Source organism: Anaerococcus cruorum, assembly GCF_046365495.1.
GTDB lineage: Bacteria > Bacillota > Clostridia > Tissierellales > Peptoniphilaceae > Anaerococcus > Anaerococcus cruorum.
This window is the reverse complement of the sequence record NZ_JBGMEH010000002.1, coordinates 138,699-163,098: the sequence shown is the minus strand read 5'-3', so window position 1 is coordinate 163,098 and position 24,400 is coordinate 138,699. Positions and strand designations below refer to the sequence as shown.

The 24,400-nt window shown below is 32.9% G+C and carries 24 protein-coding genes, 1 rRNA gene and 1 riboswitch; of the genes, 6 read left to right on the top strand and 19 right to left on the bottom strand.

All coding sequences use genetic code 11. From position 1 onward, the window contains the following. The 12 genes from ACCQ40_RS03150 to ACCQ40_RS03095 all read right to left on the bottom strand — a co-directional run. Nucleotides 1-133: ribosomal RNA gene (locus ACCQ40_RS03150) — 16S ribosomal RNA — on the bottom strand; the annotation flags it as partial. A gap of 568 nt (nt 134-701) precedes the next feature. Continuing rightward, nucleotides 702-929 (bottom strand): DUF951 domain-containing protein, encoded by a 228-nt coding sequence (locus ACCQ40_RS03145; RefSeq protein ID WP_410032577.1) that lies wholly within the window; start codon nt 927-929, stop codon nt 702-704. Continuing rightward, nucleotides 916-1,767: a mechanosensitive ion channel family protein gene (locus ACCQ40_RS03140; RefSeq protein ID WP_410032576.1), complete on the bottom strand. Its 852-nt coding sequence runs from the start codon at nt 1,765-1,767 to the stop codon at nt 916-918. The genes ACCQ40_RS03145 and ACCQ40_RS03140 overlap by 14 nt, the downstream gene beginning before the upstream one ends. Before the next feature lie 91 nt (nt 1,768-1,858). Further along, the gene (locus ACCQ40_RS03135) at nt 1,859-2,341 is read right to left on the bottom strand and encodes an SGNH/GDSL hydrolase family protein (RefSeq protein ID WP_410032575.1); all 483 of its coding nucleotides are present in this window, start codon (nt 2,339-2,341) and stop codon (nt 1,859-1,861) included. After that, nucleotides 2,338-4,332, bottom strand: a complete 1,995-nt coding sequence (locus tag ACCQ40_RS03130; RefSeq protein WP_410032574.1) for an alpha-amylase family glycosyl hydrolase — start codon at nt 4,330-4,332, stop codon at nt 2,338-2,340. The genes ACCQ40_RS03135 and ACCQ40_RS03130 overlap by 4 nt, the downstream gene beginning before the upstream one ends. Nucleotides 4,333-4,349: 17 nt before the next feature. Beyond that, entirely contained in the window at nt 4,350-6,407 is a 2,058-nt protein-coding gene (gene fusA / locus ACCQ40_RS03125) for an elongation factor G (protein WP_410032573.1), read from the bottom strand. Nucleotides 6,408-6,587: 180 nt separating this feature from the next. Continuing rightward, nucleotides 6,588-6,944 carry a DUF956 family protein gene (locus ACCQ40_RS03120; RefSeq protein ID WP_410032572.1) on the bottom strand — a complete coding sequence of 119 codons (357 nt, stop codon included), beginning with the start codon at nt 6,942-6,944 and terminating at the stop codon, nt 6,588-6,590. Continuing rightward, on the bottom strand, nt 6,944-7,990 hold the full coding sequence (locus ACCQ40_RS03115) for a PTS system mannose/fructose/sorbose family transporter subunit IID (RefSeq protein ID WP_410032571.1): 1,047 nt from the start codon (nt 7,988-7,990) through the stop codon (nt 6,944-6,946). The genes ACCQ40_RS03120 and ACCQ40_RS03115 overlap by 1 nt, the downstream gene beginning before the upstream one ends. Nucleotides 7,991-8,001: 11 nt before the next feature. Continuing rightward, on the bottom strand, nt 8,002-8,817 hold the full coding sequence (locus ACCQ40_RS03110; protein ID WP_394019067.1) for a PTS mannose/fructose/sorbose transporter subunit IIC: 816 nt from the start codon (nt 8,815-8,817) through the stop codon (nt 8,002-8,004). Between the two features lie 8 nt (nt 8,818-8,825). Further along, the gene (locus ACCQ40_RS03105; RefSeq protein WP_394019069.1) at nt 8,826-9,842 is read right to left on the bottom strand and encodes a PTS sugar transporter subunit IIB; all 1,017 of its coding nucleotides are present in this window, start codon (nt 9,840-9,842) and stop codon (nt 8,826-8,828) included. 76 nt (nt 9,843-9,918) lie between these two features. Next, nucleotides 9,919-10,911: a Gfo/Idh/MocA family protein gene (locus ACCQ40_RS03100; RefSeq protein WP_410032570.1), complete on the bottom strand. Its 993-nt coding sequence runs from the start codon at nt 10,909-10,911 to the stop codon at nt 9,919-9,921. A 15-nt stretch (nt 10,912-10,926) separates the two neighbouring features. Continuing rightward, nucleotides 10,927-11,487 (bottom strand): hypothetical protein, encoded by a 561-nt coding sequence (locus ACCQ40_RS03095; protein WP_394019073.1) that lies wholly within the window; start codon nt 11,485-11,487, stop codon nt 10,927-10,929. A gap of 86 nt (nt 11,488-11,573) precedes the next feature. Between ACCQ40_RS03095 and ACCQ40_RS03090 the strand changes: the two genes are divergently transcribed. From ACCQ40_RS03090 to ACCQ40_RS03065, 6 genes are all read left to right on the top strand, one after another. Beyond that, complete coding sequence (locus ACCQ40_RS03090) at nt 11,574-14,423, top strand: insulinase family protein (RefSeq protein WP_410032569.1); 2,850 nt, start codon at nt 11,574-11,576, stop codon at nt 14,421-14,423. Between the two features lie 73 nt (nt 14,424-14,496). Further along, entirely contained in the window at nt 14,497-15,594 is a 1,098-nt protein-coding gene (locus ACCQ40_RS03085) for a 5-bromo-4-chloroindolyl phosphate hydrolysis family protein (RefSeq protein ID WP_410032568.1), read from the top strand. Next, complete coding sequence (locus ACCQ40_RS03080) at nt 15,591-16,712, top strand: toxic anion resistance protein (protein WP_410032567.1); 1,122 nt, start codon at nt 15,591-15,593, stop codon at nt 16,710-16,712. Before ACCQ40_RS03085 ends, ACCQ40_RS03080 begins: the two co-directional genes overlap by 4 nt. Nucleotides 16,713-16,720: 8 nt before the next feature. Beyond that, nucleotides 16,721-16,981: a kinase to dihydroxyacetone kinase gene (locus tag ACCQ40_RS03075; protein ID WP_410032566.1), complete on the top strand. Its 261-nt coding sequence runs from the start codon at nt 16,721-16,723 to the stop codon at nt 16,979-16,981. A 97-nt stretch (nt 16,982-17,078) separates the two neighbouring features. After that, complete coding sequence (locus ACCQ40_RS03070) at nt 17,079-18,503, top strand: hypothetical protein (RefSeq protein WP_410032565.1); 1,425 nt, start codon at nt 17,079-17,081, stop codon at nt 18,501-18,503. A gap of 291 nt (nt 18,504-18,794) precedes the next feature. Continuing rightward, on the top strand, nt 18,795-19,079 hold the full coding sequence (locus tag ACCQ40_RS03065) for a hypothetical protein (RefSeq protein ID WP_394011020.1): 285 nt from the start codon (nt 18,795-18,797) through the stop codon (nt 19,077-19,079). Nucleotides 19,080-19,170: 91 nt separating this feature from the next. Here the strand turns inward: ACCQ40_RS03065 and ACCQ40_RS03060 are convergent, their stop codons facing one another. The 7 genes from ACCQ40_RS03060 to ACCQ40_RS03030 form a co-directional block, all read right to left on the bottom strand. Then, entirely contained in the window at nt 19,171-20,574 is a 1,404-nt protein-coding gene (locus ACCQ40_RS03060; protein WP_410032564.1) for a S41 family peptidase, read from the bottom strand. Continuing rightward, nucleotides 20,564-20,917, bottom strand: coding sequence for a hypothetical protein (locus ACCQ40_RS03055; RefSeq protein ID WP_410032563.1), 354 nt, complete (start codon nt 20,915-20,917; stop codon nt 20,564-20,566). Before ACCQ40_RS03055 ends, ACCQ40_RS03060 begins: the two co-directional genes overlap by 11 nt. A gap of 15 nt (nt 20,918-20,932) precedes the next feature. Continuing rightward, on the bottom strand, nt 20,933-21,943 hold the full coding sequence (gene tsaD / locus ACCQ40_RS03050) for a tRNA (adenosine(37)-N6)-threonylcarbamoyltransferase complex transferase subunit TsaD (protein WP_410032562.1): 1,011 nt from the start codon (nt 21,941-21,943) through the stop codon (nt 20,933-20,935). Further along, nucleotides 21,943-22,377 (bottom strand): ribosomal protein S18-alanine N-acetyltransferase, encoded by a 435-nt coding sequence (rimI, locus tag ACCQ40_RS03045; protein WP_394011016.1) that lies wholly within the window; start codon nt 22,375-22,377, stop codon nt 21,943-21,945. The genes tsaD and rimI overlap by 1 nt, the downstream gene beginning before the upstream one ends. A 1-nt stretch (nt 22,378) precedes the next feature. Then, nucleotides 22,379-23,050, bottom strand: coding sequence for a tRNA (adenosine(37)-N6)-threonylcarbamoyltransferase complex dimerization subunit type 1 TsaB (gene tsaB, locus ACCQ40_RS03040; RefSeq protein ID WP_394011014.1), 672 nt, complete (start codon nt 23,048-23,050; stop codon nt 22,379-22,381). Continuing rightward, nucleotides 23,031-23,477 (bottom strand): tRNA (adenosine(37)-N6)-threonylcarbamoyltransferase complex ATPase subunit type 1 TsaE, encoded by a 447-nt coding sequence (gene tsaE, locus ACCQ40_RS03035; protein WP_394011012.1) that lies wholly within the window; start codon nt 23,475-23,477, stop codon nt 23,031-23,033. The genes tsaB and tsaE overlap by 20 nt, the downstream gene beginning before the upstream one ends. 73 nt (nt 23,478-23,550) lie before the next feature. After that, a complete protein-coding gene (locus ACCQ40_RS03030; protein ID WP_394011011.1) occupies nt 23,551-24,147 on the bottom strand; it encodes an ECF transporter S component in 597 nt (198 codons plus the stop codon). A gap of 61 nt (nt 24,148-24,208) precedes the next feature. Then, nucleotides 24,209-24,328, bottom strand: a riboswitch (FMN riboswitch). Nucleotides 24,329-24,400 lie beyond the last annotated feature (72 nt).

The following is a 24,400-nucleotide window of genomic DNA, read 5'->3' as shown; positions in this document are numbered from 1 at the left end:
GCGTTACTCACCCGTCCGCCACTAATCCACTTAAGTTCATTCCGAAGAAATCTTTTAAGTTTCATCGTTCGACTTGCATGTGTTATGCACGCCGCCAGCGTTAATCCTGAGCCAGGATCAAACTCTCATGAAAAATATTTTTTACTACTAACATTAATAGTAGATTAAAGTTTAATTCATAAAAGTCTTTCTCGGACTCTGTCCTGCGACCACTCCGTGGAGGGTCCTCTATTGGCCGGACAGGCCTGCTTCTGACTCTATTTCATTTACACTGATCTTAAAATCAATGCGTGATTTATTTTAATCATCCTTAAAGAAATCAACTTGGTTAAAGTTGTCAATAACTTATTGTTATTTATTGATAGGTTGATTATGTTTTTTTATTTTACATAATCATTGATATTAAATTTCATTTTAGATGTTATATTTAACATCCGGTTCATATTGTCGTTTGTTTGTAACGACTTTATTAGTCTACCATTTAATTTTTATCTTGTCAACACTTTTTATAAGTTTTTTACAAAAAGTTTACTGAACATTTACAAATTAACTGTATCGACTTTATATAGTCTATCACCTTTTTGATTGCTTGTCAAGAGTTTTTTTTAAATTATTTTTAAGTCTTTCTCGAAAGCTTTTCGGTGTCGACTTTTTCTATTATACAGAACATAAATTTTATGTCAATACTTTTTTTAAAAAAATTAATCCTCTTCTGGATTATAGTTTACTATTGAAACCATCTTGCCGTTCTTATCTTCTATTTTTCTAATCTTTTTATCAAAGTCTATGCGTTTTAACCAAATAGATTTATCGCATCCTAGGCACTTTATCTTCATGTCTGCTCCCATACGTTCTATTTCCCATTTATTTTCTCCACATGGATGACCTTTTTTTAAGGTTATGATATCTCCTTGCTTATATTTCTTCATTTGAGTCCTTTCCATTTGCTATTGCTACCACTTGGATACTTGGGTTTAAATCTCTATGGTAGATTTCATCTATTATTAGTTTTCTTTCTTTTCTACCTAGTTCCCATTGGTGGCCTGGCACCGCTACTGCCGTTGTTCTTGCTATATAGGATGATTCTCGTATTTCCATAATTCCAAATAAACTTACATCTTCTATAAGGTATTTGCTAAGCTTATCATCTGCTTTTAATTTTTTTGCTACTGAATCTACAATATCTAAAACTTCCTCATAAGGCACATCATAAGATAGATATATATTGCAATCAAATCTCATTGGTCCACTGTTTAGGTTTTGGACAGTGGTTATTTGTGAGTTTGGAATAGTGTGTAGAGATCCGTCATAATCTCTTATCTTTGTATGGCGCATACCTAATGTTTCTACCGTTCCTTCTACTCCACCTGCTATTATCCAGTCTCCTACTCTAAAAGTGTCATCTACTACGATGATTACCCCGGTAACTATATCTTTTACAAGAGTTTGAGCACCAAAAGCAATAGCTACCCCACCTATTCCTGCTGTTGCAATAATAGACCTAGTATTTATTCCTAGCATGTCCATTACTATCATTGCAATTATAAAACCTATTATAAAGCGAATAACTGTGTATAGATTTTTACTTAGGGTTTCAATTCTTACTTTTCTGTAGCCATCTTCATCCATTTTATTAGAAAAAGCCTTGTTTATAAAATGAGACATGGCTTCTAGTAAGATTTTACTTAGAACCAAAATTATTAATATAATTATAATATCTTTTAAGATATTAGTCTTTGTTATTTGGTTTACATTAATGTCTGGCATTATTCCTCCTTGTTTTCTATATATACTATATATTTTATAAGGGATTTTGATTTTTTCCATAAAAAAGCACAAGAAAATTAATTCTTGCACTTTAAAGGACTTTTAATATTTCATTTGCTAGGTCTTTATGGAAGTCTTCTCTCATATGAAAGCCATCTATATAAGAAGGCTTTATTTTCCTAGCATCTATCACTGTTATATCTGATGATTTGGCCAATCTACCATAGTCATTTATAGTTTGATTTATTTCCTTATACCTAGGATAAGATTCATCCGCTTCCATAAGCGGTGGGATAATTACTATATTTTTATCAGCCAATGATTTATCTAAAATATCTTTTATATTGGCAAAAATTTCTTCAGGACTTACTCTGTCAAAGGTATCGTTGGTTCCACCAAAGGTGATTTGAATATCACAAGCAATAGGCTTAAATCTTTCTAGCATACCGCTAGTTCTATCTCCATTTATCCCTAAATTTATAATTTCATGACCTTTATCTTTTAGATAATCCGTATAATTTTTATCTACCAAATATCCTTCTGTATAAGAATCTCCTAAGCAAAGTATTTTCATTCTTCAATCCTTTGTAGGGCTAGAGCTGTTCTTGCTGGGATGTAAATTTTAATACCATCATAATCTGTGCCAGCTAATCTTTCTGTATGGTAGATATAGTCGTGGGATATTCGGCCCTTACCGCCAAATTTCACTTGGTCAGTATCCATAGAAACTTTAAATTTGCCTGTGTCATGAATTGGCACAGCAAATGAATCGTAGGAATTTGTAGGATGGAAGTTAAAGATATAAACTACATCTTTATTTCTATAGGCTATTACTTTTCTATCATTGTCTATCCACAACCTAAAAATTCTATTGCCTAACTGGTTATTATCTTTGGTAAAATCTAGCATTTTTTTATCAAATTTTGCTAGGTATTGGTATTTTAAATTGTCATTTTCTAATAAAGACCATTGACGTTTGGCATAATCGAAAGAATATCCGTTTCCTTCTCTTGGGAAATCTATCCACTCTGGATGGCCAAATTCATTGCCCATAAAATTTAAATAACCATCTGAGCCCATAGAAATAGTAATCCACCTTATCATTTTGTGAAGTTCAATAGCTCTTTCTACTATATAATGATCATCATCCTTATTCATGTGCCAATACATTTCTTGATCAGCTAAAGTAAATATTGTAGTTTTTGATCCAACCAAGGCTTGGTCGTGGCTTTCTACATAGGCAATGCGCTTTTCTTCTGGGCGATGGGTGGATAATTCATACCACATATTTGATAAATCCCAATCTTCATCGCGTTTTTTTAAAGTTCTTTCCCAAAAATCTGGCATACCCATAGCAAGTCTGTAATCAAAACCAATCCCACCTTGAGATATTGGCAGGCACATACCTGGCATAGCGGACATATCTTCTGCAATGGTAATTACATCCTCTTTTACTTCACGGGCTAATTCGTTGGCCATTTGCAAATAATTTATCGCTTCTATATCTGTATTCATAGAAAAATATTTATCATAGTTGTCAAAACTTACTCCACGACCGTGGTTTTTATAAATCATTGATGTAACCCCATCAAATCTAAAGCCATCAAAGTGAAATTCTTCTAGCCAATATTTTACATTTGAAAGTAAGAAATGGGCTACTCCAGGTTTGGCATAGTCAAATAATTTACTATCCCAATCTGGATGTTCTCCCTTGTTTCCTGTGTGGAAAAATTGATAGTCTGTACCGTCAAATTCGTTGATACCCTCGATTGTATTTTTCACCGCATGGGAATGGACTAAGTCCATAATCACATTTAATCCCATTTCGTGAGCAGTATTTACAAGTGATTTTAAATCGTTAATCTCTCCATACCAGGAACTAGGTGCATAAAAATTGCTTACTTGATAGCCAAAGGACCCATAGTATGGATGCTCAGCTATAGCCATTAGTTGAACAGTATTATATCCTGCTTTTTTTATCCTTGGCAAAATATTTTTTTCAAATTCTTTATAAGTAGAAACCTTGCCCTCTTCTCCTGCCATGCCTATGTGAGCTTCATATATTAATAAATCATCATTTTTTATTTTAAAATCATCATCACTCCATTTAAATTTAGAGCGAGGATTGTACATAATAGCAGCAAAGTCTCCATTCTCATCTCTTTCTACTCTTTTGGCAAAAAGAGGAATCCTATCAGAAATCTTGCCATTGGCATCTACTAAAACTTTTAAGCGGGACCCGTGTGGGATAGTTTTAATACCTTTTATAGATATTTCCCAGTCTTCATCATTTATTTTTTTCATAGGGTGGGCATGCCTATCCCATTCGTTAAAGTCACCGATTAGGTAAAGGCCATCTGCATTTGGCGCCCATTCTCTATAAATCCAGCCCGTTTTAGTTTTATGAAAGCCATAATAATGGTGGGCATTGGCAAAGTCAGAGAGGGTTTGGTTATCTCCTATGAGTCTTTTTTTTGCTTTTTCATACTCGCTCATTCTTAGATTTATATCATCTTCATAATCCTTTATCCAAGGGTCAATGTTTAATATCTCCCACTTTGCCATACGCTCCTCCTAATAACTTATTCTTTATGTGCTTCTATAACTTTTTGTGTAATCTCTTTTGGTACTTCTTCATATCTTTCAAAATCCATGGAGAATGATCCTCTTGCTGAGGTTTGGCTTCTTAAATCAATAGCATAGGTTAAAACTTCTGCAAGTGGTGCTTCGGCAATAATTATTTGGCTACCATCTGCTTGTGGATCCATACCTAATATTCTGCCGCGACGCTTATTCATATCCCCCATGATATCACCCATGTGTGTTTCTGGAACTCTAATTTCAAGTTTCATAACTGGTTCTAAAAGTATTGGGTCTGCTTCTTCTATACCCTTTTTAAAGGCGATTCTTGCAGCGGATTTGAAGGCTTGTTCGTTACTATCAACTGGGTGGTAAGATCCATCATATAAAGTTGCCTTAATACCTGTTACTTTAAATCCAGCTAATGGCCCTTCTAATAGAGATTCTTCTAGCCCTTTTTCTACTGCTGGGAAGTAGTTTTTAGGAACTGCACCACCAAATACTTCTTCATCAAATATAAAATCTTCATCAGTAGGCTCAAATCTGATAAATACATCTCCATATTGGCCAGCACCACCAGATTGTTTTTTATGCTTACCTTGGACATCAGAATTACCTTTTATAGTTTCCCTATAAGGAATTTTGTAATCTACAACTTCTGTATTTACTCCGTAGTTGTCACGAAGTTTATCCATAATTACTTCTAGCTGGACATTGCCAAGACCAGATAATATTTGCTGGTGGGTTTCTGTATTTCTTTCATCTTTAAAGGTTGGGTCTTCTTCAATTAATCTTTGTAACGCTTCAGAAATCTTATCCTCATCGTTTTTGCTAACTGCATTTATAGCATAGAATAAAACTGGTTTTGGATATTTAATTTGCTTATATTCTATTTTATTAGAAGCCGTTGCAAGGGTGTCCCCTGTTGAAAGCTCATCTAGTTTTGTAAAAGCACTTATGTCTCCTGCTACAACCTTGTCAGTTTTAATTTGTTCTTTACCTCTTAGGTAAAATAAGTTGGATGCTTTTACTTCTTTATTTTTTGCAACATCTAAAATTTTATCATCTTTTGAAACTGAGCCTGATAAAACTTTAAACATGGAAATTTTTCCCACAAATGGGTCAGCTAGAGTTTTAAATACCACTGCAGAGAATGGTGCATCTTCTTTTGGTTCAAAGGCTTCATAACCATCTTTTACTCTAAAACCAATATTTGCAACCTCATCATCGATTGAAGGCATATATCTCGTAATTACTTCTAAAAGCTGGGTAAGGCCTATTTCTTTTTCGCTAGATCCTGCAATTAGTGGAACTACAGTTCCTTCTAGGATAGCTTCTGTAAGACCCTTCCTAAATTCACTTTCAGAAAATTCTTCTCCTTCAAAGAATTTTTCCATTAGGGAATCATCAGTTTCTGCTACAGCTTCTATGATTTCTTCATATACTGCATCTACTTCTGCTAGGCGTATTTCTGGAATTTCAACCTCTTTTTTCTCGCCATTTTCATAAGTGTAGGCTTTTTTATCTAGAACATCGATGATCCCTTCAAACTCATCCCCTTCTCCAAGCATAAGGGTAAGTGGTGTAACTTTTTTACCAAACTCAATATGTAGGTCTGATACAACCTTGTTAAAGTGAGCATTTTCCTTATCAAGTTTATTTACAAAAATAATAGATGGCAGGTTTATCTCTTGGGTATACTTCCAATATTTTTCTGTACCAACTTCTATGCCATTTTCTCCATCTATTACAAAAAGTGCAGCCTCACTTGCTCTAAGTGCTTGTAAAACCTCACCTTCAAAATCAAAAAATCCAGGAGAATCTATAAAGTTTATCTTGTAGTCTTCAAATTCTACAGGAATAATTGAAGTTTGGATTGAGATTCCTCTTTTTTTCTCTTGGGCCTCATAGTCTGAAACTGTAGATCCTTCTTCAACTTTTCCTTTCTTGTCAATAGCACCAGTTTTATATAAAAGTGCTTCAGCAAGGCTTGTTTTACCACTTGCTGAGTGACCGACTAAAGCTAAGTTTCTTATTTTGGATGTAGTATAATTTTTCATCTTATTTCTCCTTTATGAAAACATTTATATTTTTCTATAAAAATATGTTTTTTAAATGCTTATATATTAATTATATAGCAGATTAATTTCTTTTTCCATATTTTAGAAAATGTTTTCCAATTAAGCTTTGTTAAAATATATACCCATTTTAAAATAAAAAAAGAGCACCTTTTTGGCACTCTATTTTTTAAAGGCACGCTTAATATAATCTACAAAAGATAATGATTTTCTAAGCTTATCGCCTGGTATATATTTATTTATAGCTCGTAGAGTCTTTTTATTATCTACAGTTGTAAAAATAAAATCTCCATTTTGCTTGGTGTGGATAGCAAATCTCGGGATTTTTCTTTTAAAAATAACTTCTGCAGTAATAAGCTCTACTTCTGACCATGGAATTTGAATATAATCCCTAGGATTTCTTTCGTTATAATATTCGAAAGCTTCATCACCAATCATCACATCACCAGAGCTGGTAAAGCCCTGGAGATGTTTTGCTTTTATAGTTAAGTCAACTCTTTTATTTTGTGAGCTAACCATTACATTATATTAAAGTATCTAGCAACGATACCAATGATAAATAGGGCAATAATGATTGCAATTGGTGAAACATCTTTTTTAAGAAGTTTAGATATACCAAGTGTTAATAATAATGGTACTAAACCTGGGATTAGCATATCTATGTTATCTTGTAAGGTTGTAACTTTTTCTGGACTAAAGGCATTTGCCCCATAAGTTTCATACATTTCTAAGGCGTGTTTTATACCTTCTGATCCACCTGGTAGGTTTGCCCAATCAATAAATGTTTTGCTATCTTGGGCTACTCTTGTAATTTCTACAGGGAAGTCTACACTTACCCATCTTTGTACAAGGGCACCTATTACAAACATACCAAGGATTGAAGCTGTTAGGGTTACTCTACCTAAAAGTCCGCCTGATAAGTCTTTGGTAATTTCATTTCCTGCTTTGTAGCCTGCTTCTTGACTCTTCCATAAGAATAAATACCTAATTATATTCCAAGCTACGAAAAATAATATAGGTCCTAGTGGGTTACCACTTAAAGCTAGGGATGCACCAAGAGCCCCTAAAATAGGTCTAATTGTAAACCAGAATACTGGGTCACCAACACCTGCAAGTGGTCCCATCATACCAACTTTTACCCCGTTGATAGCTGCATCATCGATGGCTGTACCATTTGCTCTTTCTTCTTCCATAGCAAGGGTAACACCCATAACTGGAGCAGAAACATAAGGGTGAGTGTTATAAAACTCTAAGTGACGTTTTAATGCTGCTGCTTGGCTAGCTTCGTCATGGTATAAAGTTTTAATAGCTGGAATCATAGAGTAAGCCCAACCACCATTTTGCATTCTTTCAAAGTTCCAAGTTCCTTGTAAAAATTGGTGTCTATTGCAGACTTTTCTTCTTACATTTTGAGGAAGCTCTATCCTATCATGGTCATCACTTACAGCTTTTATTTCTTCTGTTTGTGTTTGTTCTTCTTTTTTAATAGCAGGATCTTCTATAACTTTTTTGTCAGAGTCTGCTTCAAAAACTTCTATATCTTTTTCTTTTTTATTATCAGTCATAAGATCCCTCCTTAATAATCATTTATAATATCACCAAGTGGGTCACCAGAATTAGAACCAGATCCTCCACTGCTTTGGGCAATACCTTTAAGTTTCATGTAAATAAGAGCAAGGGCCATACCTATAACCCCAAGTCCTATTAGAGTTATTTCATTAAGAGCAGCTAATACAAAACCTAGGGCAAAAAATGGCCAAGTTTCTTTGGTACTCATCATATTTAAAACCATGGCATAACCTACAGCTGCAACCATTCCCCCACCTACTTGCATACCACCTTTTAACCACTCAGGCATAGCATTTAGGGCATCAGTAACTACTTTTGCTGGAATAAAGCATAAAATAAGTGCTGGAATTGCAATTCTAAGTCCTTGCATAGCTACACCAGTCCAGTGGATTCTTTCTATTTTTCTAAAGTTTGCAGTTTCAGCAGCAGAGTCCATAGCGTGAACCATAGGAATTGCTATAGTTCTTGCAAGCATTGTTAAAAATAAACCAGCTACTGATAGTGGGATTGCTAGAGTAATAGCTGTACTTCTAGCTTCTGCGGCATTAGTAGTTCCCCCATTTAGGGCAAGAGCCATAATAATTGCTGAAGCAACAGATGCTAAAGCTGCATCTGGAGCTATAGCTGCTCCAACGTTTGACCAACCTAGGGCCAACATTTGTAGCGCACCACCTAGCATGATACCTTCTTTTAAGTGTCCAGTTACAAGACCGATTAAAGTGCAGGCAACTAATGGTTGGTGAAATTGGAATTGGTCAAGAACTCCTTCACAACCTGCTAGGAAGGCTACTATAAAGATTAAAATAATATTAATAGCAGTCATTTCTTCTCCTAATTCATATTCAATTCTGTTTTTGCTTTTTTAAGCATATTATCAAGATTTTCTTTTTTATCAGAAGGTACTTTTCTTACATCAAAAGTAATGCCATTTGCCTTAAGTTTTTCTAGGGTTTCTACATCAGATTTACCCATGGAAACAGCAGTTGTTAAGTTTACTTTTCCTTCTGAATAGGCCATTGATCCTATATTTACATGATCAATCTTGCCACCTAGTTCTATTAATTCTAGTACATCTTCTGGTTTTTCAAATAAAAGCATAGCACGTGTTGCCCCAAATCTTGGGTCATCTAAAATCTCTTTCATTTTCCAAATTGGTACTACGTGAGCTTTTACTCCTGGTGGTTCTGCCTCCATTACCATTGACTTACGAAGCTCATCCTTACTTACTGCATCAGATACTACTATGATGCGGTCAGGTTTTGTAGCTTTAGTCCAGCTAGTTGCCACTTGACCGTGTAAAAGTCTAGTATCTATACGAGCAAGAACTATATCGATTTCTCCATCTCCAATTACAGTTCCTTCTGGAATGGATCCATCGGAAGCTTTCTTTGCATCAACTAGGGCTTGTTTATCATCACCTTCTGAGCTAGCAACTTTTTCTGTCACTTCATTTAAGTCCTCAGGCTTTATTTTTACACCCTCTCTGGCAGATCCTACTATTGCTTTGGCGATATCATGGGAAGATTCGCTTGTAAATCTTTCTGATAAAGCTTCTATAACCATAGGAAGGTTCATGCCTGCAACAATAGCCCAGTTTTCTTCATGGCCTTCAAGTAAGTTTGAGGTTTGATTAAAGGGAGTTCCTCCCCAAAGATCAACTAGAAATAAAATTTGTTCACTATCCACTTTTTTTATACAAGCTTCAAGTTCACTTCTTAAGTCATCTGGTCCCATGCTTGGTAAAAGAATAGCTGTTTCAAATTTTTCTTGTTCACCAAAAATCATTTGAGCAGATTCTTTAATACCTTCGGCAAAATGGCCGTGACTTGCAAGTATTATCCCTACCATCTTCTCTCCTTTCACAAAAATAAAATATATATAAATTCATATGAAAATGATTTTACTAATTTATTATATCATAAATTTAACGTATTTTATCAGCCGGGTAAAAAATATTTGCATCAAATCTTGCCTTGGTTATAACATCCATATAATTTCTTGTTAACTCTAATAATTCATCCGCTCTTTTTCTATCACGTTTTCTTAAAATCTCTTCTATGGCTACAAATTCATAATATAACCTAGACCTATCTTCTTCATTAAATTGGAAGGAATCTTTTTTATCTGCTCCGACAACATCCATGTTAAATTTGCCAAAACTATTTAAAGCATCAGGAATTTCTATAGTCGCTTTTGTTCCTTGGATAGTATTTATCATTGGAGCTGCAGAGTCTTTTGATCCTATACAAGAGATTTTAAAATCTTCATAGTCTAAAATAACTATGCCAGATGTATCGATATCTTTATCAATATTTGCAAAATATTTTACATCCTTTGGCAGACCAAAGGTATCTACCGCAAAGGCTATATTATATAAATTTAAATCTATTAAAGCTCCACCGGAAGCTTCTAGAGAAAATACTGGCTCAATTTTGCCTGCCATAAATTTATCATATCTAGAAGAATACTGGGAGTAGTTAAAGGAAACTATCTTTATATCTCCCAAATCACTTATTCTTTTCTTAACTTCTAAGGCATTTGGAATAAATCTGTGGCTGATAGCTTCTATTATCATTACATCAGCTTCTTTAGCTTTTTCTATGATTTGCTCTGTTTCATACGCATTTGAAGTAAAAGGTTTCTCACAAATAATATCCTTACCAGCCTCTATGGCCTTATTCATAGCATCAAAGTGCAGCTGATTTGGTAAGGCTACATATACTGTATCAATATTTGGATCAGCTAGTAAGTCTTCTATACCTAGATAATATTTTTCTATATTAAATTCTTTAGATATCTTTTGTAGCTTTTCTTCGTTACGAGCTGCTATTGCTTCTACATCTATATTTTCAATTTGATTAAGAACTGGCAAAACCTCTTTTACAATTTTGCCAGAACCAAGGATTCCAAGTTTCATTATTTACCTACTTTCCTAATTTGCTTTTAAGTGCTTATCTTCAAACTTATCTCCCAAAAGAGATCTCTGTCCCATAAGTTTTATAAAATATTTGGATGAGTACATACTAATAAAGTAAATCAAAATAGATACTCCAAGGGTTGGCAAAAGTGCCGCTTGAGTAAATTTTGAATCAGGTACAAAATACATTACTACAATATATGAGGTCCATATTTGAAAAAAGCTATTTAATGGAACGGTTAAATAAATATCCTTATATGATTTATACTTTCTAATTAGAATAAAGGTTAATATATCAGCTAAAAATGCACTAGCCCATATAGCTAACACGCCAAAGATAGAAAATTTTAGTAAGAAAAATCCAAATACAAATGAAATTAAGGAGATAACCCCAATTCTTTTTGTCCTTAAGATAACTGCTGTAAAAATAAAACTATAGGCTGGAGCCATTGCTAAAAGTCTGCCTCCTGGAATAGGCAAAGCCCTACCTATAAAATATAAAATACTACCAAGGATAACCATTAGAGCAATAGCTATTGCCATTAAAGTAAGCTCCTGGGTCTTTATTTTTTTCATAAATCCTCCTTAAAAAATTATCACTATAAATTTTACCCAATATCGATAAAATTTTCTTGTAGTATAGTTATCAAAACGGAGGAATTATGACTTACACATTAAAAGAAAAACAAACTTATAAAAAAATGGGTGTCGATGTTTATCTGTATGAACACGATAAAACAAAGGCCCAAGTTGTATATGTAGCAAATGATGATAAAAACAAAACCTTTGGGATAGGATTTAAAACACCACCAACAAACTCCAAGGGTATGGCCCACATTATGGAGCATTCAGTTTTAAATGGATCAAGAAAATATAAGACTCGTGAGCCATTTATGGATATGGCAAGCAGCTCACTTCAAACTTTTTTAAATGCTATGACCTACCCAGATAAAACTGTTTATCCAGTATCTAGTGAAAATGATAAAGATTTTTATAATCTAACTGATGTATATCTGGACGCTGTTTTTAACCCTAGTGTCCGCCACAAAAGAGAAATCCTTGACCAAGAAGGCTGGCATTATGAAATGGATAATGACAAAATTGATGGTATTTCTGGGGTAGTTTATAACGAAATGAAGGGCGCTCTTACAGATCCTGATGAAATAGTTTATGATGACTTTGTTTCTTATCTATATAAAAACAGCCCTTATGAATACGAATCTGGTGGAGACCCAGCTGATATTTATAAAATCTCTTATGATGAATTTCTAGATTTTTATGACAACCACTACCACCCATCAAATGCCTATATCTATTTTTATGGAGACCTAGATATAGACTTTTACCTAGAGCATTTAGATAAGGAATACTTATCAAATTATGACTACAAAGATTTAAATTTTGATATAAAAGTTTCTGATAATTATTATAAGGAAGTTATAGAAGCTAGCTACCCTGCCTTAACAGAAGAAGAAGCTAGTGATTATTTAGTGTATGGATTTTTAACTAAGGAAAATCAAGATACAAAATATTATCTAACCCTTTTAATCTTAATAAGTGCCCTCTTTCATATGGATTCATCAAAAATAAAAAACCAAATCAATAAAGAAATTGACCCCGATGACTTTACTGCAAGAGTTGGCTATGGAGTTAGAAATTCTATAATTTTACAAGCTCAAAAAGCAGATGCGAAAAAGCTTGAGAGATATGTAGAAATAATCGAAGATGGTTTTAAAGAAGCTAGCCAAGGCATTAATAAAGAAAGTTTAAAAGCTGCATTTTCCATTTTTGAATACGGCCAAAGAGAACAGCTTATCTCTGTTATGCGTGGCTTAACCTATTTTTTAATGTGGCAATTTGATGAGCCAATTTTTGAAACCTTTAAAATAGTTGACTACCTAGATGAGCTAAGGGATTTAATTAATACAGATTATTATGAAAATTTCATCAAAGAAAATTTCATAGAAAATTCAACAAAACTAATCTACTTTGCAAGACCAAGTAGTACTTATATAGCTGATAAGCAAAAAAACCTAGATAATTATATAGCAAATCTAAACGAAAAAATGACCGATAAAGATTTGGCTACTATAAAAGAGAACTTGAAAAATTTAGAAATTCACCAAAATAAGGCAGATAGCGAAGAAGAAAAGGCAACCATTCCTGTATTAAATATAGAAGATGTACCAGTTGAGGTAGAAAAAACTCCTCGAGAAGTTATAGAAGATAAATTTACCTACATCTACCACGATATAGATACTGCAGGACTTATCTATACTTCCTTATATTTTGATATCAAGCATTTGAATTTAGAAGAACTAAAATACTTAACTCTGATAAATGACTTTATGGGTTCTGTTGATACAGAATCTATGCCATACACAGAAATAGATGATGTGCTTTTCCAATATCTAACTAGCCCAAACTTTTCTAATAGCTTTATAAATGTAAATGATGAAAAAATAGCAAGACTTGAAAAAGTTTCCTTTACATCTACTATAGAAACTGGCCAAAAGGGCCTTACTCTAATGGCTGATTTTATGTTTAACTCCAAATTTGATGATAAAAAAAGAATTTTGGAATTATTAAGAATGAAAAAATCTTACTTTGAATCAGGCATGTATGACCAAGGCCATATACTTGCTATGAACAGAGCAAATAGTCATATCGATAAGGCAACTATGATTAAAGATCAATTAAACGGTATAGGTTCATATCTATTTTTAAAGGAAGTTATAGAGGAAGTTAAGAATGATTTTGACGGTTTCGTAGAAAAAATAAATACTATTTACAAAAAAATATTTACCAACAGTTTAGAAGTAAATATTACCGCCTCCCCTGCTGATTTTAAGGAAATGAAAGAAATAATAAATGAACAATTTGTAAACTTAGCTGTTAAAAAAGAAGAGGTAGATATAGCATTTACCCCTCAATTTTATAAGGAAGCTATTTTATCAAATGCAAATGTAAACTATCTTTCAAAAACAGCTAATATAAAAGAATTTGGAGAAGATTTTGACGGTAAACTTATAGTTGCTACCTCTATCTTATCAAATCCGTACCTTTACGAATTAATACGTGCCAAGGGTGGGGCTTATGGAGCAGGAATTACCTCCAATAGATCAGGTCTACTTTCAACCTACTCCTACCGTGACCCAAATATTTTAAAAACTGTGGAAAACTTTAATAAAATTGGAGGACTTACAGAAAATATTGACCTAACCGAAAGAGACTTTGAAAACCAACAAATTTCTTCTATGGGATCTATTCTAAGACCAAAATCTCCATCAAGTCTGGCTGAAGAAGACTATGGCAGATACAAAAAAGAAAATCCAACTAATCCAGAAGAAATATTATCCCAAATAAAAACTGCAAGACTCTCTGATATAAAGGCCTACAAGGACTTATTTGAAAAATCTATGCAAAAAGATAACCTAGTTGCCTTTGGTAACCGTGATAGCCTAACAGAAGTTAAAGACTACTTTGATAAGATAATTGATTTAGATAAGTAAATTAATATAAATTAAACTTAATTTTAAATTTATTGATATTTAGGGTATGATAGCATTAAGATAAGGAGTACTTATGAGTGATAATAAAAACAATTTCGATTTTAACTTTGGTGATATAGACTTTTATGGAATTGGAGAATCGATTAAAAATTCTGTTAATAATACCTTAAAAAAATTTACTGAAGGCAAAGATAAAGACCAAAACTTACCTCAAACTAGAAATAAAGAAGTGTGCGAGCAAAAACCACCAGAGCTTTCCAAAGCAAAAGGTTGGCAAGCCGCATCTATTTTAGCAGGTCTTATCCTAATACCTTCTACAATAGCATCTGTACTTAACTTCTTTACTTTTGGTGGTATTGAAGGAGCTGTTATAAGCTTATTTTTAATTGCGCTAACTTTGTCTTTTCCTTATATCTCTTGGAAAGCATCCAAAGAATATTATAGGCTTAGCCAAAACTATGTAAGGTTTTTAAGAGAGCTTGGCAATAATACAGTAATTTCTGTAAGAGATTTAGCAAGTGCCGTTGCCCAAACAGAAGAAAAAACTGTATTAGATCTTACAAAAATGATGAAACGCGGATACTTTCACCAAGCCCGTATAGTAGAAGATGATTCACTATTTATCCTAGATATTCCTACCTTTAGACTTTATAAAGAAAAGAAAAAAGAAATTCCTGAAGCTAGGGTAAAAACTGAAAGTGAAGATGAAGTTTTGGTAGAAGACTTAAGCCTAGAAAGAGCTAGAGAGATTCTTGACCGAGGCAAAGTTGCTATAAACGAAATAAAGACAAGTCAAGCAAAAATAAATGATGCAAACTTTAAGTCAAATGTAGATAAACTTTTAAAAAATGCTACAGATATACTAAATATAGTAGAAAAATATCCAGAAAAATCCTACGCCCTAAATAAATTTGGCGACTACTATTTGCCAACTACCGCAAAGCTTGTAGAAACCTATTATGATTTTGAAATGATGCGTACAGATGATAGTAAAATACTAAATTCTATGAATCAAATCAACGAATCAATCACTACTATTGGAGAAGCCTTTGATAAAATCAAAGTAGAGCTTTTATCAGATAGGGCCATGGATATAAAAACCGATATTGATACAATAAATTTACTTTTAAACCAAGAAGGTTACACAGAAGATGATTGGAGTAAAGAATGAGTGATATAGAATTAACCCTAGATGGTGCTAGTGAAGAAAATGACAGCAAATTAGATAATATAACCAATGAAACTCCTGATTTGGTAGAAAATAATGTAAAATTTTCTCCAGAAGAAGAAAAAATGATAGATGATTTTTCTAAAAAAATTAATCTTGATGATACAAATATAATTCTCCAATACGGGTCTGGAGCTCAAAAAAAGATTTCAAACTTTTCAGAAAAAACTTTAGATACCGTCCGAAATAAGGACCTTGGAGAAATCGGTGGCTTGCTTGATTCTGTGGTCATGGACATACGTGATATGGAGCGTGAAGAAGCTTCCGGTCCCCTAGGATTTTTAAAAAAACAAGTAAATAAGGTTGATGATTTAAAAGTGCGCTACCAATCAGCAGAAAAAAATATAGATGAGGTAGCAAAGACTTTGGAAAATCATCAGATAACACTTATGAAAGATATCTCCATGCTTGATCAAATGTATGATTTAAATGAAGAGTACTACAAAGAAATCACCATGTATATAGAGGCTGGGAATAGAAAACTGCAAGAGACTTATGCAAGTGAAATCCCAGCTCTAGAGTCACAAGCTAAAGAATCAAATTTACCCCTAGACGCCCAAAAAGTAAATGATTTAAAGGCTCAGGCCAACCGTTTTGAAAAAAAGCTCCACGACCTAGACCTAACCCGTATGGTTTCTATTCAAATGGCTCCACAAATTAGGATGGTCCAATCTTCAAACTCAATAATGGCAGAAAAAATCCAAACTACCATTGTAAATACCATTCCCCTATGGAAAAACCAAATGGTTTTAGCCTTAGGAATGAACCATACTAACCAAGCCATTGCCACCCAACAAAGAGTAACTGATTTAACTAATGAGCTTTTAAGAAAAAATGCAGATACCCTAAAACAAAATACTATAGAAACTGCAAAAGCTACAGAACGTGGTATTATAGACCTAGATACAATAAAACACACCAACGACCAACTTATTTCTACAATAGAAGAAGTTAGAAATATACAAATTGAGGGTAAGAAAAATAGGACTTTAGCCCAAGCAGAAATTGCTAGGCTAGAAGATGAACTTAAAAGAAATTTAACACAAGGAAACAGTAATTAGGAGGAACTATGGTAGACATAGGAGATTTTAAATTTGATACACAAATGCTAATAGCAGGTGAAGATTTAGATGAAGATGAAATATTTGACCACATTACAGAAAACTTTGAAGGCGATAGCCTACTTGCAGTAGGTGATGAGGAGCTAATCAAAATCCACTTTCATACAAATAGACCTTGGGAAATCTTGGAATATGCAGCAAGTCTTGGAGAAATCCATGACATAGTTGTAGAAAATATGCTAAGACAAGCAGAAGGCCTAAAAGGTTAAAAGAAAAGCTAGAACCCATGGTTCTAGCTTTTTTGATTGAAAAATACTTATTTTTTAATATAATATAGGAAAGAAGTACACAAAGAAAGAGTTTATTATGAAAATTAAAAAATACAGTAAAGTACTAGCCCTATCCCTTGCTATTGGACTAATTGCACCAGCTACAAATTCCTTTGCAAGCGAAAGTGCTATAAAAATAGAAAAAATAAGTACTCTAGAAAATTTTGATAAAGCATCTAAAGGAGAACTAGCAGCCTACCAAAATTTATTAGAAGAAAAAAATAATAATTTAAATGAAAATCCTAACCTAGACCAGGATTTAGAAAATATAGTAAAGACCTTTGGTGAAGAATATAAACTTCGCTATGAATTAAAGGCAAATATCGAACTAATTAAAAAACTTGATAAGCAAAACTTTGCAGAAGTTATCAAAGATAGCGAAAAAATTTTAAACAGCGATGACCTAGAAAAAGTCAAAGCTCAAAGCGATTATCTACAATTATTAATCAACCAAAAACAAGCTGATAATCAATTAGCCTTAACCGACCAAGAAACACAGAATATAGGAGAAGCTACAACTGCTTTTATAGAAGAAGGAAAACTTTTCTTAGATGAGGATTCTGACAATATCGAAGATATAAACCAGGCTATAAAGGCTATACAGAATTCAAAAGACTATTATCTAGCTGATGAAAAGCAGCAAGAAAAATACGATAAGCTTTTAAAAGTAGTTAGCGAAAATAAGGAAAACCCACAAGCTAATGAGCTTTTAAAAGAGTTTTTAGCTAGCCCAGATAAGGAAAATTTTGAAATACCAGAAACTTTAGCTAGTGAAGATGAAACAGAGTTTTCCAACCAAAACTTTATTGCCGGCAACACTAGTTCATCAGAAGATAAATTAGAAGAAGAAAGCCAAACTATAGAAAATCCTAGCCAAACAACTGGAAATGCAGCTAGCCAAAGCGAATCAGCTTTCTTAAAAAATGATAAAACAAGTAGCAAATACAAAGAATTATCAGATGCTCAAAAAAGAGAAATCGATGCTATAGATACCAATAAAGATGGTAAATTATCAAACCAAGAGCTAGACGCATCTGCGAACTATACATCTGACCTAGGATCTGACTCATGGTTATATCCTTTTACAGAAAAAGCCTTAAATGAAGCTAGCAGTGATACTAGTCAAACTGATAATCAAACACAAAATACTAGTAGCGAAACAAGTACAAACTCAGAAAATCCAAGTGAAGAAAAAGAAGTACCAAAAACAGTAACTATCGACAATGAAACCAAGTCTCCAGAATTAAATGATGAAGATACAGATACAGACGAAGATACTGAAGATGATAAAGAAGAATTTAACGAAACAGAAGCCAACCAAACAGTAGCGCCACGAGAAAATACCAATGCAGCTAGCATTGTAAAAACAGGTATAAGAGGATTAGGCTATATAGTAGGGATATTAATAATAGCCCTAGGCGCTTACTATTTCTTAAACAAAAATCAAAAAAATAAAAAATAATTTAAAAGCTAGGCATTAGCCTAGCTTTTAAATTGCTAATCTTATTTATAATTAATTAAGTCAACCCTACTCTTATATAATTTTTCTAATTACTATCTATTTTTTGTGTGTAAATTAGCTATCTAATATTTCTTAAATATTTTTATATTTCATGAAATAAATAAATGAATTTTCTGTTTAGTAACTTATATTTGATATGGATTTCTAAATAAGGTGAAGTAAAATTATCTCAAAGGTGATTAGTTAAAAAATCATAAAATAAATATAGTACCTTTAAAGGAGAAGTAAATGATGGATGATGACAAAAAAAGCAAGTCAATGCTATTAAAGTTAATGTGGTTAGACTTTATATTTGGGGCAATAGGGCTTATTATAGCCCATCAAATAACAGAAAGTAATGTTATAGACCTCATTTTAAGTAGGACTGGAGAAAGTACTTTTGTTAAGGATATAAACTATTCTACGTATTTTTTAATTAAGCCACCTTTACTTATATACTCTTTTCATAGAATATATACTGGATTTAAAAAACTAGTAATTTATAGTCCAAATTTGGGTAAAAAATCTGACAAGTAAATTTTAAATATAATATTTGTAATAAAAAATATGAGAATGTGATAAATTCTCATATTTTTTTATTTCCCTAGTTATAATATTAAATTTTTTGTTAAAAATTACCAGCCTCTATTTCTTCAATAGTTTCTATGGAGTTTTTAAATGAAGCTGATTCTATATCTGGTACTGTGCGTTCTTCTGCATCTATTGATCCATCTGGAGCATAGCCTAGGGTATTTGTATAGGTAAATACTAGTCCTGAATTTGGCATTACATCATTTATTACACCAAGAGTGATACCATCTCCCCCAGTTGTTTCTCCAATTAATGATGCTGCATCAGAATGTTTCATAAAACTTGCCATGCCTTCAGCAGCAGAAAATACTGCTTTATCAACCATTAAATAAATGTTTCCTTCAAAACCATTTTCTTTTTTGCTATCATCTGGATTTATCGTTATAGTATCTTTTATATAATAGTCAAAATCTTTTAAATCACTTGCGTGACTTAATTTTACTCCTGATATATCAATGTCTTTTAGTTTTTCAATATTTAAGGTGTCATCAGCTAAGATTAACTTTGCCCTTTGAGAATCTTTGAAAAATAGGTGGTTGGTTACAGACTTTGGACTTATTAAGATTTTTGGTAGCAGGAACTTTTGCCAATATTCCATATTGCCCCCGTAGTTTTCGCGGATATCTATTATAAGAACTTTATAAAGATGTTTATTTCTTAAAAATTCATTTAAAACTGCTTCATCTTCATCAAATTTTTCTGGGTCCACCATAGAATTTATTTTTAAAAGGGCAATACCTTCTGCTGGGCTTTCAAAACTGAGATTTGAATCTTGATCTTTATTTATAAATGAAATAGCTCTTTTTTGATTTTTTTGGCCAATATCTGCTGTTTGCTCTCCAGTAATGCCATAGCGATTTCTAACCACCTGCTTATTCATCTTTAAAAATTCATAATAAATGGATGGTGTATTCCAATTTTTAGAATAATATTTTAAGGTGTTTTCTACATAGCTTTTATCAGCTATACGGGCGTGGTAGTTATTTAGTTCTCCCAATATACCAGTCATTTCATCGATAAATTCTTGATCAGTTTTTGCATTTTCGATACGTTTTAAATATTTATTATAAGATCCTAAAAAATCTATATTGTATTCTCTTTTTAAAACTTTAAAAAACGGATAATTTGCCTTTAGCTCATTAAATACATAGTTAAAGTCTTCTACCATTTCTTTGTTAGTTAGCTCTTTAGGATTTTCGGGACTTGGTAGCTGTAACTTTGGTGGAGTTTGCATATCTTTATACCAGTTTAAATAACTTTCTACATCGTATTTATCAATATTATCTGGATAGAAAATATCATCTGAACCGCTAAAACCCCCATCACTTACTATATTGTGGGTACGTTTAGATTCTAATTGGTCTAATCTTCTTTTGGCACAAGATGTACTTATGAGCATAAAAACGAGGATTAGACAAAAAATTTTGTTCTTATTTTTCATCAAATCCTCCTCTTATTACAAAATCTCTCTTATATAAATCAAAAATTACCGGGATATTTCCTATGGGATTTACTAGTGAAAACACGACAATAGCAAGGATAAGAAAGTTTAACCTACTCTTTTCCCTTCTAGCAATTGCATTTAGACTTGTATTACGGATTCTTATCATAGCTATGCCAAAAAGTATGGCAAGGATCCCAAAAACAATCTCAAAGATTTCTTTATAATAAACCCCAAATGCTAAAACTCCAATACCTGAAAGAATCCAAATAACAGAGCTTATAGTTTGCATTTTATTATATTTTTTTAATAAGTCTAAGTTTCCACTTCTATTTCTTCTCATAGTTTATATTATATCTTATATTTCTAAATTTGGGTAAACTTTCATATATTTATCACTAACTTCACCAGCTTGATAGTTTAAGTAACCAGCCATGGCAATCATAGCAGCATTATCTGTGCAAAGCTTAATTGGTGGATAGTAAAATTTAATATTTTCTTTTTCGCATTCCTCGCGCATTCTTTCTTGCAGTCTGCTATTAGCTGCAACTCCCCCACTTAGGGCAAATTTATCGTAGCCAGTTTCTTTTAAAAGTCTCATAGATTTTTCAACTAAAACATCAACTTCTGCTTCCTGGAAACTTGCAGCAAGATCTGCTTTATTTATTTCATTCTCTTTTTGTTCTTCTTGGTTCATATAATTTAAAACGGCTGTTTTTAAGCCAGAAAAGGAAAAATCATAGGAATCTTTTTCAAGTCTTACCCTTGGAAAATCTATAGCATCTTTATTTCCTTCTTTAGCAAGTTTATCTATTTTGGGTCCACCTGGATAACCAAGGCCCATTTTTCGAGCTACCTTATCAAAAGATTCACCAGCTGCATCATCACGAGTTTTACCCACCACTTCATAATCTGTATATGAATTTACTTTTACAAGATAAGTATGGCCCCCACTTACAACAAGAGTTATAAAGGGTGGTTCCAAATCTTTATGAGCAATATAATTTGCACAAATATGACCTTGCATGTGGTTTGCGCCAATCATTGGGGTATTTGTTGCAAGGGAAAGTGCTTTTGCAGCAGATATTCCGACCAAAAGTGAACCCATAAGTCCTGGTCCCTTGGTAACTGAAATTAAATCTATATCATCATAACTAAGATTTGCATCATCTAGGGCTTTTTCTATCAAAGGATTTATAGCTTCTAGATGTTTTCTACTAGCAATTTCTGGCACCACCCCCCCAAAAAGTGTGTGGATATCAATTTGAGATGATATTAAATTTACTAAAAGTTCTCTATCATTTTTTAGAATTGCCACACAGCTATCATCACAGCTGGTCTCAATTCCCATAGTATAAAAATCTGTCATTACAATTCCTTTTTCATATTGTAGGCATCTTCTCCAACTTTTTGGTAATAGTTTTTTCTGATGCCCATTATTTCAAAACCAAATTTTTTATATAAGTTTATAGCAGCTAGATTTTTTGTAGAAACTTCTAGCCATATTTCTTTCATATTATTTGCTATACTTGTTGCTACTAGGTGGTTAAGCAGGCTTGTAGCAATGCCCATATTTTTATAATCACAATCTACTGCTATGGTAAATATTTCTACCTCATCTAAAACTTGACTAGAAATATAAAAACCTACTATCTTTCCATCTTTTTCTGCTACGTAATGATTTAAAAATGTGTTGGATTCTAAGTCTTTGATAAGATTTTTCTTTGACCAAGGCTCAAAAAAGGCTTGGTTTTCTATATTATAAACCTCATCTGCATCCCTAATTTCCATTTTTCTAATCATCTTATACCTTATTCTTTTTCTCGTATTCTCTTTCCGCTTGGGATTTTCTTAGATAATTTGGACTAATTTCAAAAAGATTTGAATTATCATTTATATGGATAAGTCCTAGTCTTATAAGAGACTTACCTATACAATTATTAAAATTTATAGGTAGGGTGTGGGCATTTTTAAAATATTCGCAATATTTACCACTTATTTCTCCTATTAGCTCCACTTCTTGATCTAAAGCATCCACAAGCTTAACAAAATCTTCTATTTCATAAAGGTCTTCTTTGATGATTTCTTTATCATCTTTGTCATAAACTGCAGCATAAACCCTATTGCCCCTGGCATCCATCATCGGTGCTTTTAAATAATTGCTTGATGAGTTGTTAGCCAAGGCTTCTAAGGTTGAGATAGCTATTAGCTTTTTATTATTTACCTGAGCTAGAGTTTTAGCAACAGTCATGCCTATTCTAAGACCTGTAAATGATCCTGGTCCCTTAGATATTACAAAAGCATCTATATCTTTGATATTCATACCTAAAAGTTCTAGTAAATTTTCTATCATAGGGACTAAGGATTCGCTATGGGTTCTCTGCTGGTTTACATTAAAATCTCCGATAATTTCGTTATTACTTGCAATAGTCACAGTAGAAATCATAGTTGAGGTGTCAATTGCTAAAATATTCATTTATCTCTTGCCCCCTTTTTGTATCAGCTAGGATATTTATCTCACGAGTATTTGCATCTATTTTTGATATCTCAACATTTATCATATCTTTAGGTAAAAATCCAGCTCCATTTTCTGCCCATTCTAAAAATGTGATAGCATTTTCTGGATAAAAATATGTTTCATAATCAAGTTCTAAAAGCTCATCCGGATCTTCTAGCCTATATAAGTCTAGGTGGTAGATAGTCTTATCTCCCTCATAGATATTTACAATTGCAAAAGTTGGTGATGAACTATCGCTTATCCCAAAATACTCAGCAATAAAATTTGTTAGGGTGGTTTTTCCAGCCCCCATATCTCCTATTAAATTTATTACGTCATTGTCTTTTAAAAGGGCTGCAAATCTATTTGCAAAATCCCTCATTTCGTTTAAATTACTTATAATCATAAATCCTCTTTATCTTAAGTATTATACTATTTATAACAAAAAAATCCCTAGACAAGCTAGGGATAAGTTTTATTTAAAATTTTAATATTGGTGATATACGTTTGTATAGTAGCTGAGTTATGATAGCTTCTATTGCTCCTTTTATAAGGTTAAAAGGTGCAATTGAAAATAACATCATAGTTATATAGTTTGAAACCAAATTATTTCCTGGAATCATAGCTGCAAATGCTTCAAGTTCAATATTCATAATCTTACCATAGATAGGGAAAACTACAAAAGCATTTGATAAAGTAGCAACTGCACTCATTGCAACAATACCTAAAACTAAGGCCAAAACTGAATTTTTGCGAGTTTTCTTATTTCTATAAATTAAAGATGATACCAAAACAAAGGTAGATCCTACAACAAAATTTGATAGCTCTCCAACTCCCCCTGTCATAGTTTTTGATAGGTTAAGAACATTTTTAATAAGCTGGATTAAAACTCCATACCAAGGTCCCATGGCAAAACCACCAATTAAAGCTGGTACATCAGCTAAGTCCACTTTCATAAATGGTGGAGCTATTGGAATAGGCATTTGCACAAACATTAATAAATAAGAAATACTAGCAAGGATAGCAACTTTTACCAATCTGTCTAAACTAAATGATTTACTTCTTCTTTGAATCATAATAACCTCCTAAAATGGGCAATAAAAAATGCCCTGATAGTGGGGCATGAAAAAATACAAATATATACTTCTCCCATCCAGACTATAACTGTCGGTTTTGGAATTGCACCAAATCAACCAAAAAATGGCTCGCAGACTATAACTGCCGGTTTAGGAATTTCACCTTACCCCGAAAATAAGCCCGTCCGGCTAATGGAGGACCCTCCATGGAATGGCCGCAGGGCGGCACGCCCGAGGAATCCTACCCGGCGTA